Genomic DNA, 13638 nt, shown 5'->3' with positions numbered 1-13638 from the left:
GGGCGGCCGGTCAGGAGAAGGGCAGTCCGGCGTCGGCGACCAGGTCGAGGTCGTCGCCCTCGTCGGGCGGGAGCAGGGTGGCGGTGCCGTCGCTGACGGGGACGATGCCGAGGCCGAGCAGTTCGCTCATGGCGGCGCCGCCCGCGAGGTCGCGGACCTGGAGCTGGTAGCGGGCGGTGGTGCGGTACGTCCCGCCGGCCTCGTCGCCGGTGCGCTGGAGGAAGCCGGACTCGGTGAGGAAGGCGGCGGCCTTGCCGACGATGCCGGTGGTCGAACCGGCGAGCCTGCGGGCGTCCTTGGTGGCGCCGGTGGAGCTGCGCCGGGCCCAGACGCGCCAGGCGGCCTCCAGGCCGGGGGCGTCCGAGACGGGGTCGGTGTTGTCGCCCTGCTCCTCGGCGCGCTCCTCCAGCTTGCGGCAGGCCTGGCGGACGAAGGCGTCCACGCCGTTGACCGTGACGCGGCCGATGTAGCCGTCGTCGGCGAGGTCCTCGGGGCGGGGGAACGCCATGGCGGCCAGGGCGAGATGGGCCAGGCCGTGCAGGAAGCGGTCGGCGGAGTCGGTGGCGGCGCGCCGGGCGTAGTCGCCCATGCGGACGGCGAAGACGGAGTCCTCGTCGGCGGTGACGGCCATGCCGGCGCGGTCGGAGACCTCCAGGACGATCAGCCCGAGGCCGGCGGCGACGGCGTCGGCGAGCCGGGCGAAGGGCGGGTCCTCGCGGTACCGGCGCAGGAGTTCGCCGTACTCGGCGTCCCGGGCGGGCTGGAGCCGGGGCTGGAGGCCGAAGGAGACCAGCCGGGCGGCGTCGGCGGCGTCGGCCGGGGTGACGGCGGGGGTGTGCGGCGCCGGGGCGCCGGCCTGCTCCCGTACGGGCTCGGTGGTCTGCTCGGTCACGGGTGGTGCTCCTGGTGGTGGGACGTGCCCGGGCGGGCGTGCGGGGCCGGGGTGGGGGGAGTCGGGGTGCGGCGGCCGCCCGTCACGCGGACTCCGTGCGGTCGGCGGCCATGCCCGCGGCGTCGAGCAGGGCGCTGCCGACGATGAGGTCGGCGCCGCCGAAGTGGGGGTCGTCGAGTTGGGTGCCGTCGTCCACGGCGAACAGCAGCCGGCGCTCGCCCTGGCGGTAGGCGGTGCCGACCGGCGGGGAGGCGGCGTGCACGGCGATGAGGGCCACCAGGTACGCCAGGCCGTACGGGTCCTCGTCGCGGCGGCGGGCCTCGGCGAGCAGGCCGGAGAGGCGGCGGGGCGCGTCCCACTCCAGGTCGAGGAGGTCGCGGGCGGCGGCGAGCTGCTCCTCGCTGAAGCGGCTGTCGTCCGGGGTGGCGATCAGGTCGGGCTCGGGCATCTCGGCGCCCAGGTGGGCGCGTTCGACGGGCGGGGTGAGCAGCAGGTCGACCAGGTCGCCGACGCGGACGGAGGCCGGGGTGCGCAGTCCGGTGCCGTGGGCGAACCAGGCGTCGGTGGCGCGCAGCGCCTGCTCGACGGGGAGCGGCAGGAGGGGGGCGAGGAGCTGGCCGTAGAGGTCGACGCCGGTGCGGGCGGTGGGGGCGGCGAACGCCTGGCGGTCCTGTTCGGCGCGGAAGAGCGGGCCCGCCTCCAGGAGCCTGGCCTGGAGCTGGGTGTGGCGGCGGATGCAGTCCTTGACGATGTCGACCAGTTCGGCGGCGCGCCGTTTCTGCTCGGGGTCCTCGGACTCGTCGCGGGCCTTGCGGATGTTGGTGAGGATGGCGTTCTCGTGGCGGTAGCGGTCGGCCACGTGGTCGAGCGCCTCGGCGATCATGTCGGGGACGGCGCCGAGCCAGTCGACGGCGCGGACGTTGCGCCGGGTGGCGTCGAGGGCGCGGCGCAGCGTCTCGGAGTACTGGACGGTGCGGTACCGGGCCTGTTCGGCGGCGAGCTGGGCGTCGGCGAGGCGGCCCCGGTTGATCAGCACCTCCAGCTTGACCTCGGCGGCGATCTGGGCGCTGGTGACGTCCGTGTCGAGGGCGCCGACCAGGACGTTGACCGCCTCGTCGGTGGTGCGGAGGTAGACGCTGCCGCCGCGCCCGGGCACCTCCTCGACCAGCTTGAAGTCGTAGTCCCGGCGGACGTAGCTCCCGTCGGGCGCGAAGGTGCCGTAGACGGCGCGGAAACCGCGGTCGACGCTGCCGACGTTGATGAGGTTCTCCAGGACCCAGCGGGCGACGCGCTCGTGCTCGGCGGCGGGGCGGCCGGGGGCCTGGGCGGCGATGCGGGGCAGCAGCCTGGCCACTATCTGCTCGTGGTCCGCGCCGGTGTCGAAGTCCATGTGGAGCGTGACCAGGTCGATGGCGGCCAGCGCCACCTCGGCCATCGCGTACCCCGCGTACTCCCCCGCCAGGTTGGCCTTGCGCGTGTCCAGGTCGTGCAGCGGCGCGGTGCAGGCCAGCGCCCGCAGCCGCCGCGCCAGGCCCTCGTCGGCGGCCGGGCCCGGCGCCGGGCGCGGCCCCGCGCTGAGCTGGGACGGAGCGGGTTCCGTGGAGGCGGGCGAAGTCACGGGGGACAGCCTAGATCCTTGCTCCGACATCGGGCGAAACGCACCGATGAGGGGGCGGGCGGGGCTGGCCGCTCTGTCGGCCGGGCCTCGGTCTCGCGTCCGGCCCACCGTCCCCGGAGGCGGGCGCCCGGCCCGCCCCGCGACCGCCGGGGGTCCCCCTCCCCCGGCGGCTCGTCAGATCGCCGCCGTGTCCGGGCCGATGCGGCTGCGGACCGCCGTCTGGACCTCGGCCTCCTCGGCCGGGTCGGCGGCGAGGCGGCGGAGGCGGCCGACGACGCGCTGGTCGCCGGTGGCGGCGTGGCGGGCGCCGACCTCGCGGGTGGTCTCCTCGCAGTCCCAGAGGCATTCGACGGCGAAGCCCCGGGCGAAGGTGGCGTCGGTGGCGGCCAGTGCCTGGGCGGTGCGGCCGCGCAGGTGGGAGGAGGCCGTCTCGCGGTAGAGGTGGCGCAGGACCGGGGCGGCCTGCGCGATGCCGAGGCGTCCCGCGCCGTCCACCAGGCTCCACAGGGCGGGCCCGTCGGGGCCGGCGCCGCGCACCGCCTCGCGGAGGGCGGCCAGGACCAGGGGGCCGTCGTCGGCCGAGCCCCGGCAGGCGAGGAGTTGGCCGGCGGCGGAGCCGAGGGCGTCGGGGCGGCGTGCCCAGCCACGGGCGCGGACCAGGACGGGGGCGCCGTCCATCCGGCCCAGCGACTCGACCGCCGCCTCCCGGACCACGGGCGCCCCGTCGGCGACGGCGGCCTCGATGAGGTCGAGCGCCGCGGGGTCGCCGGTGCGGGCGAGGTGGCTGAGCGCGGCGGCGCGGGCGCCGTCGAGCCCGCCGCGGGCGGCGGCGAGCAGCGCCGGGCGGTCGGCGGCGGTGGCGACGGTGGCCAGGCAGCGGGCGGCCGGCACATGGCGGTCGTTGCCCCGGTCGTGGCCCTCCTGGGCCCAGGTCAGGACCCCGTCGACGCTCCACTGGGGGCGGTCGGGGGTGGTGAGCTGGCGTTGCCACAGGCCGAAGGAGGTCCGCTCCAGGGCGGCCCGGACGCGCGGGCCGATCGCCGGGTCGGGGTCCTCGGCCCACAGGTGCCAGGGCCTCGGTTCGTAACTGTCGGCGGCCGCCGCGGCCAGATCCGCCTCACCCTCGGGGGTCGCGGGGAACCGGGCGAGGACGGGCGCGGCCAGCGCGCCGAGGGCGGCGTCGTCGTCGCGTACGGCCAGTTCGTCCAGGGCCCAGCGCCAGTTGGCGCCGTGCGCGGCGTACCGGCGCAGCAGGGCCAGGGCGTCGTCGCGCCCGTAGGAGGCGAGGTGGCCGAGGACGCTGACGGCCAGGCCGGTGCGCTCCTCGCCGGTGGCGGTGTGGTCCTCGGGCGCGAAGAGGTGCGCCTCGACGGCGTCCAGGGAGCCGTCCAGGTCGAGGTAGAGCCGGGCGTAGTAGAGGGAGCGGTTCTCCACCTGCCAGTCGTGGCGGGGGTCGCGCAGGACGCACTGGTCGAGGGCGGCGAGCGCCTCGGAACGGGGGGCGGTCAGGGCGTGCAGCGTGCCGTCTCCCCTGCCCCGCTGGAGCAGGCCGAGGAGAGTACCGCTGGGCGCTATGACCGGATCGACGGAATCACACATGGATGAGCCTCACATCAAGCTGTCGACGCAACCGGGGATGGTGCACTACCTGGCCGCGCCGCAACAGGTCTTGACGTTCTTCACGCTCGTCCGCCGGCGGGTGCTGATGTCCATCGTTGTCTGCCTCTCGTCCGTGGCCCCAAGGGTGTCCCCGCACCACGGGGCACGGGGAGGGCCGGTTCACGGTGCGCGCGATGATGCGGCTCCTGCCCAGCTCGCGCGCTCGTGAATCACGACGTCATGATGGCTCAGCGGCTCGCGGCGCCGCGACCAGATTTAACGGGCGTCCCCGGTCGGCACGGTTCAGGCCGTGCCAGGACCGTCCTGGGCGGCGGTGAACCGGGCGAGCAGCTCGTCCTTGCCGAACATGCGGGCCGTGTCCAGGGCGGAGGGGGCTCCGGCGGCCGGGTCGGCGCCGCCGTCGAGGAGGGCGGTGACGACCTCGTCCTCGCCCTTGAAGACGGCTCCGGCGAGCGGGGTCTGGCCCCGGTCGTTGGCGCGGTCGGGGTCGGCGCCGCGCTCCAGCAGGACGCGGACGGCGTCGGCGTGGCCGTGGTAGGCGGCGAGCATGACGAGGGTGTGGCCCTGGTCGTTGGTGAGGTTGACCGGCACTCCGGCGTCGACGTAGGCGGCCAGCTGGGCGGCCTGCCCCTGGCGTGCCAGGTCGAAGATCTTGGTGGCCAGCTCGACGACCTCGGGGTCGGGTGCCTCACTCATCGGCGGTACGCCCTTCGCGTTCTCGTGGGGGTGGCTGCGCGGCCGGGCGGGCGCCCGGCCGGCGGGACGGCAGTGGGGCCGTCCGGGTGAATCGCCAGGGTACTGCCCCCGCCGGGCCGCCTGGGCGCACCCCGGCCGAGGCTGCTGCCGACCGGCCCCGGGGGCCTGCTGACACGTACCAGCCGGGTGAAAACACCCCCAGTTACCCCGTTTGCACCTTTTGTCGTACAGATACATGCTGTGAGCCTGGAACAACTGATGGTGATTGTCCCCACCCACCAGGGAGAACTCTCATGATCCTGTCCATGTCCGGCGTCGTCCTCCTCGGCATCATCGTCTTCCTGTTCTTCCGGAAGGACGGCCTCAAGGCGTCCCACGCCGTGGTCTGCGCCCTCTTCGGCTTCTACCTGGCGGGCACCGCCATCGCCCCCAGCATCACGGCGGGCGGCGCGAGCCTCGCCGGGCTGCTCGGCGGGATCAAGTTCTGACCGTCCGCACCCGCACCCCGAGGAGCAAGACGTGGCCCGGCGCCCACTCCCCAGCATTCTGCGCGGCGGCACCGCCCCGATCGTCCGGAGCCGTGAGCTGGCCCGGTCGGCGGCGGACAACGCCACGGACGTCCTCCATCCGCTGATCACCATCGGCCGCGGCCTGCGCCGCCTGGCAGCCGCCGGACGGCGCAAGTGGGCCGACACCCCCAAGGACCGGCGCGGCCCCCTGCTCTTCCTGATCGCCGCGGTCCTGCTGGTCCTCTCCCTGCTCCGGTACGGCCTCCCGCTGGCCGGGGCCGCCCTGCTCGCGGTGGCCGCCTGGACGGGCCGGGACCGCAAACCGGCCACGCCGGCGGCCGACGACGACGCCCGGAGCCAGCGGCTCACCTCGCTCTACGAGGCGCTCGTCCCCTACTTCTCCGTCCCGGACGACCCGGCGCCCCTCTACACCTACGGCGGCGACCGGGAGAAGGCGTTCGCCTCGCACAGCTTCGACGAGAGCGGCCACCCCGACCGCCTGGTGCTGCGCTACCCCGGCTACTTCACCGACGCCGAGCCCGAGTCCCGGCTCCGCGTCGAGCAGGTCCTGGCCGCCAAGCTCGGACGCGCCCGCGAGTACCGCTTCGACTGGAACGAGCAGGGCAACGAACTGACCGTCACCGCCGTCGCCCCGCTCCCCTGCGACCTGACCGCGCAGCCCTTCGCCACCGCCCCGGGCGAGCACCTGCTCGGCTTCACCGACGCCGCCGACACCGCCCGCACCCTGCCGGTCAACGGCCCCGACGGCGACCCCCGGGACGAACCCCCCGTCCTGTGGCGCACCGGCGCCCGCGCCACCGAGCCGCACCTGCTCGCCGTCGGCCATCCCGGCAGCGGCACCACCTCGCTGCTGCGCTCCCTCGCCCTCCAGGCGCTGCGCCACGGGGACGTGCTGGTGGTCGACGGCGGCGGGGCCGGCGAGTACGCGTGCCTCACCGGCCGGGAGGGCGTCCTCGCCGTCGAGTGCGACCTCGACGGCGCGCTCACCGGCCTGGAGTGGGCCTGCCACGAGACCGAGCGCCGCCTCATCGCCGCGGGCCGGGCCCGGCAGGAGGGCCATCCGCCGCCCCCGGACACCCGGCGCCCGCTCTGGATTCTGCTCGACCGCCCGGCCGCCCTCGCCCACCTGGCCGAGGCCGAGGGCAGGACCGACCCGCAGAGCCTGCTCCAGGTCCCGCTGCGGCACGGGCGGGCCGCCCAGGTCACCGTGGTGGTGGCCGAGCAGTTCGACTCCACCGAGTCCCTGACCGAGCCGGTACGCCGCCACACCCGGGCCCGCGTCGTGCTGGGCCGCGCCTCCGCCGCCCAGGTCGCCCTGGTGCTGGGCGCCCCGCCGAACACCTCGACCCCCGTCGCGGCCCCGCCCGGCCGGGGCTGGGTGCGGCTCGGCGACGGCCCCGTCCAGCGCCTCCAGGTACCGGCCGCGCCCGACCCGTACGACGAGGGGACGGCCGAGGCCGACCGGCGCGCCGTGCTGGAGTTGCTGCCGCCGCGCCCCCAGCCGCTCACGGTCCCGCCGGCCCCTACCGAGCCGCCCGCGGTCCCGGCGGGCGCCGACCTCTGAGCCGTACGCCCCGTGCCCCGCGAGCCCGGCCGGGCTCGCGGGGCACGTCCGCGTCTCAGGCGACGACGCTGCGCGGGGACTCGGCGCCGCCGCGCACCCCGTCCCGGACCAGCCGGGCGGCGGCGGCGAGCCGGACCGCCGCCTCGTCGGCCACCGCTCCCCCGACGGTGAAGGGCAGCCGTACGTACCCCTCGAAGGCCCCGTCGACGCCGAAGCGGGGGCCGGAGGGGACGCGGATGCCGACCTGTTCGCCGAGGGCGGCGATCCGGGAGCCGGAGAGACCGCCGGTGCGCACCCAGAGGGTGAGCCCGCCGCGCGGCACCTCGAAGCTCCAGTCGGGCAGTTCCCGGCGGACGGCGGCGACCAGGGTGTCGCGGTTCTCGCGCGCCTGGTCGCGGCGGAGCCGGACCGCCTCCTCCCAGCCGCCGCCGGAGAGCAGCCAGTGCACGGCGAGCTGCTCCAGGACGGGGGTGCCGAGGTCGGCGTAGGCGCGGGCGGAGACGAGGCGGCGGATGACGTCCGGGGCGGCCCGGACCCAGCCGATCCGCATCCCGGCCCAGAACGCCTTGCTGGCCGAGCCGACGGTGATCACGGTCGAGCCCGCGGGGTCGAAGGCGCAGACCCGGCGCGGCAGGGCGGAGGTGCCGTCGGGGGCGGGGGCCAGTTCCGGGTCGAGGGCCAGTTCGGTCATGGTCTCGTCGACGACCAGCACGGTCCCCGCCGAGCGGGCCGCCTCCACCAGGGCGCGGCGCTGCTCCTCGTCGGCGAGGGCGCCGGTCGGGTTGTGGAAGTCGGCGACGACGTAGGCGAGCCGGGGCGCGGCGTCCCGCAGCACCTGGCGCCAGCGGTCCAGGTCCCAGCCGCGCAGCTGGTCGGCCATGGCGACCGGGACCAGTCGGGCGCCGGCCTCCCGCATGAGCTGGAGGATGTTGGCGTAGCTCGGTGATTCGACGGCGATGCGCTCGCCCTGCGGGGCGAAGAGGTGGCAGATGGCGTCGATGGCGCCCATCGCCCCGGTGGTGACCATGATCTGCTCGGGCATGGTCGGGATGCCCAGCCGCGTGTACCGCTCGGCGAGCGTGGCCCGCAGGTCGGGCAGGCCCGCCGGGTAGTCCCCGTGGGTCATGGCGTACGGCGGCAGGGACTCCAGGGCGCCGGTGACGGCGCGGGTCAGCCACGGTTCGGGGGCGGGCAGCGAGGCGCAGCCGAGGTCGATCAGGGCGCCGAGCGCCTCGGGGGGCAGCGGTTCGAGGCCCCGGGCGGGCAGCGGGTTGCCGGCCGGGACGGCGGTCCAGCTGCCGGCGCCGCGCCGGGAGGCGAGGAAGCCTTCGCTCCGCAGCGCCTCGTAGGCGGCGGCGACGGTGGTGCGGCTGACGGCGAGGGCGAGGGCCAGCTCGCGTTCGGCCGGGAGGCGGGCGGCGACCGGGAGGCGGCCCTCCAGGACGAGCAGGCGGACGCCGTCGGCGAGGGCGCGGTAGGCGGGCGGGCGGCGGCCGCCCGGGCCGGTCCGGGTCTGCCAGGACTGCGAGGCGAGCAGGCGGGCCAGTTGAGCCGCGCCGGTCACCGAGGTCCACTCGGTCATGAAGTCAGTCCACCTTCCCCGAATTGGCCCTGTGCGGCCACCATTCGCCCGCCACAGAGTGACACGCATCAGTCCACTTTCACCACCTTGGAGGTTGTGGTGTTCCTCGCGCCGCGCCCGCACGCCCGTCGGCTCCCCCGCCGCCTCTTCCAGCTGTTCACCGGCCTCACGCTGTACGGGGTGAGCGTCGCGCTGCTGGTGCGGGGCGGGCTCGGGCTGGAGCCGTGGGGGGTGTTCCAGCAGGGCCTCTCCGAGCTGACCGGGCTGACGATGGGCACGGTGTCGATCGTGGTGGGCGCGGCCGTGCTCCTGCTGTGGATACCGCTGCGTCAGCGGCCGGGCTTCGGCACGGTCTGCAACGTCTTCCTGGTCGGCCTCGCCCTGGACGCGACCCTCGCCGTCCTCCCCGCCCCCGAGCCCTTGGCCGCCCGGGTGGCGCTGATGATCTCCGGGGTCGTCCTGAACGGCGCCGCGACCGGCCTGTACATCGCCGCCCGGTTCGGGCCGGGCCCGCGCGACGGCCTGATGACCGGCCTCCACCAGGTCACCGGCCGGTCGGTGCGGCTGGTCCGCACCGGCATCGAGGTGCTGGTGGTGGCGAGCGGCTTCCTCCTCGGCGGCACCGTCGGCATCGGCACGGTGGTGTACGCCCTGTCCATCGGACCGCTCGCCCAGTGGTTCCTGCACCTCTTCACGGTCCCGGCCGCCCCGGCCCCGGCGCCCGCACCCGGCGGCGCCATACTGCGTCCGTGACCGCTTCCCCCGCCTCGGCCCGCCATCCGTACCTGGACCACCCCGGCCCGCTGCCCTTCGCCCACCGCGGCGGGGCCGCGGGCGGCCGCGAGAACACGGCCGCCGCCTTCGCGGAGGCCGTCGCGGCGGGCTACCGGTACCTGGAGACCGACGTCCACCTCACCGCCGACGGCGTGCTCGCCGCCTTCCACGACCCGACCCTGGACCGGGTGACCGACCGGGCCGGCCGCATCGCCGACCTGCCGTGGAGCGAGGTGGCCCGGGCCAGGGTGGCGGGCAGCGAACCGGTGCCGCGCTTCGAGGAACTGCTGGAACGCTTCCCCGAGGCCCGCTGGAACGTCGACGTGAAGGCGGAGCCCGCCCTGGTCCCACTGCTGGAGCTGATCGAACGCGCCGGCGCCTGGGACCGGGTCTGCGTCGGCTCCTTCTCGGAGAGCCGGGTGGCCCGCGCCCAGCGCCTGGGCGGCCCGCGCCTGGCCACCTCGTACGGCGTCCGCGGCGTCCTCGGCCTGCGGCTGCGCTCCTGGGGGCTGCCGGCGCCGGTGCGCGGTTCGGCGGTCTGCGTCCAGGTCCCCGAGGCGCAGTACGGCATCCCGGTGGTGGACCGCCGCTTCCTGCGCGCGGCCCACGCGCGCGGCCTCCAGGTGCACGTCTGGACCGTCAACGATCCCCGGCGGATGGCGACGCTCCTGGACCTCGGCGTCGATGGCATCATGACCGATCACATCGGCACACTGCGCGAGGTGCTGCGCGACCGGGGGCAGTGGGCCTGAGCCGCAGGCGGCGGCGAGGAGCGAGGGGAAGACGATGAGCAGCGGGACGGTACCTGCCGAGGAGTCCGGCCGGGCGGCGGCCAGACGCCGCGAGCAGCGCGGCTGGTACGTCTACGACTGGGCGTGCTCGGTCTACTCGACCAGCGTCCTGACCGTCTTCCTCGGCCCCTACCTCACCTCGGTGGCCAAGGCGGCCGCCGACTCCGAGGGGTACGTCCACCCGCTCGGCGTCCCGGTCGCCGCGGGCTCCTTCTTCGCCTACACCGTCTCCCTCTCGGTGATCCTGGCGATCGTGGTGATGCCGCTGGCGGGCGCCGCCGCGGACCGCACCGGGCGCAAGAAGCCGCTGCTGGCCCTCTCCGCCTACCTGGGCGCCGCCGCGACGGCCGGCATGTTCTTCCTCGACGGCGACCGCTACCTCCTGGGCGGCCTGCTGCTGGTGGTCGCCAACGCCTCGCTCGCCGTCTCGATGGTCCTCTACAACTCCTACCTGCCGCAGATCGCCGAGCCCGAGGAGCGCGACGCCGTCTCCTCCAAGGGGTGGGCCTTCGGCTACGCCTCGGGCGCCCTGGTGCTGCTCGCCAACCTGGTGCTGTACACCGCGCACGACTCCTTCGGCCTGGACGAGGCGACGGCGGTCCGGATCTGCCTCGCCTCGGCGGGCGTCTGGTGGGGCGCGTTCACCCTGGTCCCGCTGCGCAGGCTGCGCGACCGGCGGCTGCCCGCCGAGGCGGTGGGGGCCCGGCGCGGCGGCTGGGGCCAGCTGGTGGCGACCGTCAAGGACATGCGCCGCCATCCGCTGACCCTGGGGTTCCTGCTGGCGTACCTGATGTACAACGACGGCGTGCAGACGGTGATCAGCCAGGCGTCGGTCTTCGGCTCCGAGGAACTGGGGCTGGACCAGTCGACGCTGATCGTGGCGGTGCTGCTGGTGCAGGTCCTCGCGGTGGCGGGGGCGCTCGGCATGGGGCGGCTGGCCCGAAGTCACGGCGCGCGGAACACGATCCTGGGCTCGCTGGTGGTCTGGACGCTGATCCTGGCCGCCGGGTACTTCCTGCCGGCCGGCTCGCCGGTCTGGTTCTTCGTGCTGGCGGCCTTCATCGGCACGGTGCTGGGCGGCACCCAGGCGCTCTCCCGCTCGCTCTTCTCCCACCTGGTACCGGCGGGCAAGGAGGCCGAGTACTTCGCCGCCTTCGAGATGAGCGACCGCGGCATGAGCTGGCTGGGCCCGCTGCTCTTCGGCCTCACCTACCAGTTCACGGGGAGCTACCGGGACGCGATCCTCTCCCTGATCCTCTTCTTCGTGATCGGTTTCGTGCTGCTGGCCCGGGTACCCGTACGCAGAGCCGTCCTGGACGCGGGCAATCCCGTGCCGGGCCGGATTTAGCGCGGACGGCAAAACGGCGGTAGTGTACGCGTTTGGCTCGCCAGGCGTACCGTTACTGCGCGTGAAAGACGTGCGGTGTGGGCGCGCATCCCCTGTCAGATGTGACAAACCGGGCGATGGTGGGTACAACAAGGGGCGGCTACGACGGCGACGCATGACCCTGAACGGGAATCTTTACCGCCGACCGGACGTTGACCGGATGACGACGACAGCGACACCTGTCCTGTGGGCGACAAGCCCGGGAGGCACGATTCATGAGTGAGCGAGCTCTTCGCGGCACGCGCCTCGTGGTGACGAGCTACGAGACCGACCGCGGCATCGACCTGGCCCCGCGCCAGGCCGTGGAGTACGCATGCCAGAACGGACATCGATTCGAGATGCCGTTCTCGGTTGAGGCCGAGATTCCGCCGGAGTGGGAGTGCAAGGTCTGCGGCGCCCAGGCACTTCTGGTGGACGGCGACGGACCCGAGGAGAAGAAGGGCAAGCCCGCGCGTACGCACTGGGACATGCTGATGGAGCGGCGCACGCGGGAGGAGCTGGAGGAGGTGCTGGCCGAGCGGCTGGCGGTCCTTCGTTCCGGCGCCATGAACATCGCGGTGCACCCGCGGGACAGCCGGAAGTCCGCCTGAGGCGCTTCCGGTGCCCCTGACGCACCGTTCTCGGCCCGTGGGCCGTACCCCTCAGCGGGGGTACGGCCCACGGGCCTTCTACGTGGCCGGGCGGGCCCGTGGCTCAGGGGGTGAGCGGCGGCCGGGGGTCGTCGTCGCGCCCGTCGGGACGGGGCGGCTCGTCGTCGCGGACGACCTCGCCCTGGACGACCTTGCCGTCGGGGGCGCGCATCCGGGCCTGCTGGAAGGCTCCGCCGAAGGTACCGGGCCCGGCCGCGGCCATCCGCCGTTCCAGTGAACGTTCGGCGCGGCGGGCCAGGGCGGTACGGACCGGGGGCAGCAGCAGGACGAGGCCGAGGACGTCGGAGACCAGTCCCGGCAGGATGAACAGCAGCCCGGCGATGAGCAGGAAGGCGTTGCCGCCGCTGCGGTCGGTCTCGGGGGTGATGCCCTGCTGCTGCTGGGCGACGGTCTCCTGGAACTTCCGCAGGGCCCGCCGTCCGGCCCGCTTGATCAGCGCGGAGCCGGCCACGACACCGGCCAGGAGGAGCAGGAACACGATGAACCCGCTGGTCGCCTCGGCGACCAGGGTGAGCAGCCAGACCTCCAGGATCAGCCACGCCACCAGGGCGAGCGGCAGGAAGGTTTTCAGGCGGGAGCGCGGAGCGTTGCGGGAGGGAGGCGGTGCGCCAGTCGTCATGCCTCCAGTGTGCCTGCCCGGTGCCCGGGGCGCGGAGGCGGGATGATCAAGGCCCCGCGCGGATCAGCCCGGCGTACGCCCGAGGGCCTTGCTGACGCGGCCGCCGACGCCCCAGGCGGTGACGCGCCAGAGGGCTTCCACGACGATGTCGCGGCTCATCTTGCTGTCGCCGTGTTCGCGCTCGACGAAGGTGATGGGGACCTCCACCACCGTGCAGCCGGACTGGACGGCGCGGCGAGCCAGGTCGACCTGGAAGCAGTACCCCTGCGAGGCCACCTCGGTCAGGCCGAGCTTCTCCAGGGTCTCGCGGCGGAAGGCGCGGTAGCCGCCGGTGATGTCGCGCAGCGGTACGTCCAGCAGCAGCCGCGAGTAGGTGCTGCCGCCGCGGGAGAGGAGCTGGCGGCCGCGCGGCCAGTTGACGACCCGGCCGCCGGGCACCCAGCGGGAGCCGAGGACCAGGTCGGCGCCCTTGAGGGCGGTGAGCAGGCGGGGCAGTTCCTCGGGCTGGTGGGAGCCGTCGGCGTCCATCTCGACCAGGACGCCGTAGTCGCGCTCCAGTCCCCAGCGGAACCCGGCGAGGTAGGCGGCGCCGAGCCCTTCCTTGCCGGCCCGGTGCAGGACGTGGACCTGCTCGTCGTCGGCGGCGAGTTCGTCGGCGATCTTCCCGGTGCCGTCGGGGCTGTTGTCGTCGGCGACCAGTACGTGGGCCTCCGGGACGGCGGCGCGGACCCGGGCGACGACGGGCGCGAGATTGTCGGCCTCGTTGTACGTCGGAATGATCACCAGCGTGGTTCCGAGCGGACCGTGCTCCTCGCGCGGGGCCTCTGAAGCCCTGTCACCGCCGTCGTTCACCTTTGCCCCTTACCTGTCCGTGCACAGGGCACCACCATAATGCTCATGGTCCCGGGGGCGGAG

At 74.8% G+C, this 13638-nt stretch carries 13 protein-coding genes; 6 read left to right on the top strand and 7 right to left on the bottom strand.

Annotation, left to right across the window (positions count from 1 at the left end; all coding sequences use genetic code 11):
• Positions 1 to 10: 10 nt before the first annotated feature.
• The 4 genes from OIM89_RS27055 to OIM89_RS27040 all read right to left on the bottom strand — a co-directional run bounded on the left by OIM89_RS27055 (position 11) and on the right by OIM89_RS27040 (position 4826).
• Entirely contained in the window at positions 11 to 892 is an 882-nt protein-coding gene (locus tag OIM89_RS27055; protein WP_030695377.1) for a hypothetical protein, read from the bottom strand.
• Between the two features lie 82 nt (positions 893 to 974).
• Positions 975 to 2510 carry a hypothetical protein gene (locus tag OIM89_RS27050; RefSeq protein WP_030695378.1) on the bottom strand — a complete coding sequence of 512 codons (1536 nt, stop codon included), beginning with the start codon at positions 2508 to 2510 and terminating at the stop codon, positions 975 to 977.
• 174 nt (positions 2511 to 2684) lie between these two features.
• Complete coding sequence (locus tag OIM89_RS27045; RefSeq protein WP_264491683.1) at positions 2685 to 4109, bottom strand: HEAT repeat domain-containing protein; 1425 nt, start codon at positions 4107 to 4109, stop codon at positions 2685 to 2687.
• 303 nt (positions 4110 to 4412) lie between these two features.
• On the bottom strand, positions 4413 to 4826 hold the full coding sequence (locus OIM89_RS27040) for an ankyrin repeat domain-containing protein (protein WP_010636500.1): 414 nt from the start codon (positions 4824 to 4826) through the stop codon (positions 4413 to 4415).
• Positions 4827 to 5119: 293 nt separating this feature from the next.
• On the opposite strand from OIM89_RS27040, the gene OIM89_RS27035 reads away from it, so the two are divergent.
• A complete protein-coding gene (locus OIM89_RS27035; RefSeq protein ID WP_003946963.1) occupies positions 5120 to 5314 on the top strand; it encodes a hypothetical protein in 195 nt (64 codons plus the stop codon).
• Between the two features lie 31 nt (positions 5315 to 5345).
• Positions 5346 to 6920 carry a hypothetical protein gene (locus tag OIM89_RS27030; RefSeq protein WP_226965014.1) on the top strand — a complete coding sequence of 525 codons (1575 nt, stop codon included), beginning with the start codon at positions 5346 to 5348 and terminating at the stop codon, positions 6918 to 6920.
• Between the two features lie 55 nt (positions 6921 to 6975).
• On the opposite strand, the gene OIM89_RS27025 is transcribed toward OIM89_RS27030, so the two are convergent.
• Positions 6976 to 8502, bottom strand: a complete 1527-nt coding sequence (locus tag OIM89_RS27025; RefSeq protein ID WP_030695382.1) for a PLP-dependent aminotransferase family protein — start codon at positions 8500 to 8502, stop codon at positions 6976 to 6978.
• A 99-nt stretch (positions 8503 to 8601) separates the two neighbouring features.
• Between OIM89_RS27025 and OIM89_RS27020 the strand changes: the two genes are divergently transcribed.
• From OIM89_RS27020 to OIM89_RS27005, 4 genes are all read left to right on the top strand, one after another.
• Positions 8602 to 9255: a YczE/YyaS/YitT family protein gene (locus OIM89_RS27020; RefSeq protein ID WP_030695383.1), complete on the top strand. Its 654-nt coding sequence runs from the start codon at positions 8602 to 8604 to the stop codon at positions 9253 to 9255.
• Positions 9252 to 10028, top strand: coding sequence for a glycerophosphodiester phosphodiesterase (locus OIM89_RS27015; protein ID WP_030695384.1), 777 nt, complete (start codon positions 9252 to 9254; stop codon positions 10026 to 10028). Before OIM89_RS27020 ends, OIM89_RS27015 begins: the two co-directional genes overlap by 4 nt.
• 34 nt (positions 10029 to 10062) lie before the next feature.
• Complete coding sequence (locus OIM89_RS27010) at positions 10063 to 11415, top strand: MFS transporter (RefSeq protein ID WP_030695385.1); 1353 nt, start codon at positions 10063 to 10065, stop codon at positions 11413 to 11415.
• Positions 11416 to 11669: 254 nt separating this feature from the next.
• A complete protein-coding gene (locus OIM89_RS27005) occupies positions 11670 to 12044 on the top strand; it encodes an RNA polymerase-binding protein RbpA (protein WP_003946969.1) in 375 nt (124 codons plus the stop codon).
• A 103-nt stretch (positions 12045 to 12147) separates the two neighbouring features.
• Here the strand turns inward: OIM89_RS27005 and fxsA are convergent, their stop codons facing one another.
• Both fxsA and OIM89_RS26995 read right to left on the bottom strand, forming a co-directional pair.
• Positions 12148 to 12723, bottom strand: a complete 576-nt coding sequence (gene fxsA, locus OIM89_RS27000) for an FxsA family membrane protein (protein WP_264491682.1) — start codon at positions 12721 to 12723, stop codon at positions 12148 to 12150.
• Between the two features lie 63 nt (positions 12724 to 12786).
• Positions 12787 to 13575, bottom strand: a complete 789-nt coding sequence (locus OIM89_RS26995) for a polyprenol monophosphomannose synthase (RefSeq protein ID WP_030695387.1) — start codon at positions 13573 to 13575, stop codon at positions 12787 to 12789.
• Positions 13576 to 13638: the final 63 nt, after the last annotated feature.

This window comes from Streptomyces sp. BI87, from assembly GCF_025957665.1.
In the GTDB taxonomy this organism is placed as follows: domain Bacteria; phylum Actinomycetota; class Actinomycetes; order Streptomycetales; family Streptomycetaceae; genus Streptomyces; species Streptomyces albidoflavus.
Note: the sequence above shows the minus strand (reverse complement) of the source record. Positions and strands in the feature narration are given on the sequence as shown.

What these genes read in the sequence shown, in the direction of transcription:
- OIM89_RS27045 (WP_264491683.1), bottom strand. Translation starts at nt 4,109, where the DNA reads ATGTGTGATTCCGTCGATCCGGTCATAGCGCCCAGCGGTACTCTCCTC.
- OIM89_RS27040 (WP_010636500.1), bottom strand. Translation starts at nt 4,826, where the DNA reads ATGAGTGAGGCACCCGACCCCGAGGTCGTCGAGCTGGCCACCAAGATC.
- OIM89_RS27035 (WP_003946963.1), top strand. Translation starts at nt 5,120, where the DNA reads ATGATCCTGTCCATGTCCGGCGTCGTCCTCCTCGGCATCATCGTCTTC.
- OIM89_RS27025 (WP_030695382.1), bottom strand. Translation starts at nt 8,502, where the DNA reads ATGACCGAGTGGACCTCGGTGACCGGCGCGGCTCAACTGGCCCGCCTG.
- OIM89_RS27010 (WP_030695385.1), top strand. Translation starts at nt 10,063, where the DNA reads ATGAGCAGCGGGACGGTACCTGCCGAGGAGTCCGGCCGGGCGGCGGCC.
- OIM89_RS27005 (WP_003946969.1), top strand. Translation starts at nt 11,670, where the DNA reads ATGAGTGAGCGAGCTCTTCGCGGCACGCGCCTCGTGGTGACGAGCTAC.
- fxsA (WP_264491682.1), bottom strand. Translation starts at nt 12,723, where the DNA reads ATGACGACTGGCGCACCGCCTCCCTCCCGCAACGCTCCGCGCTCCCGC.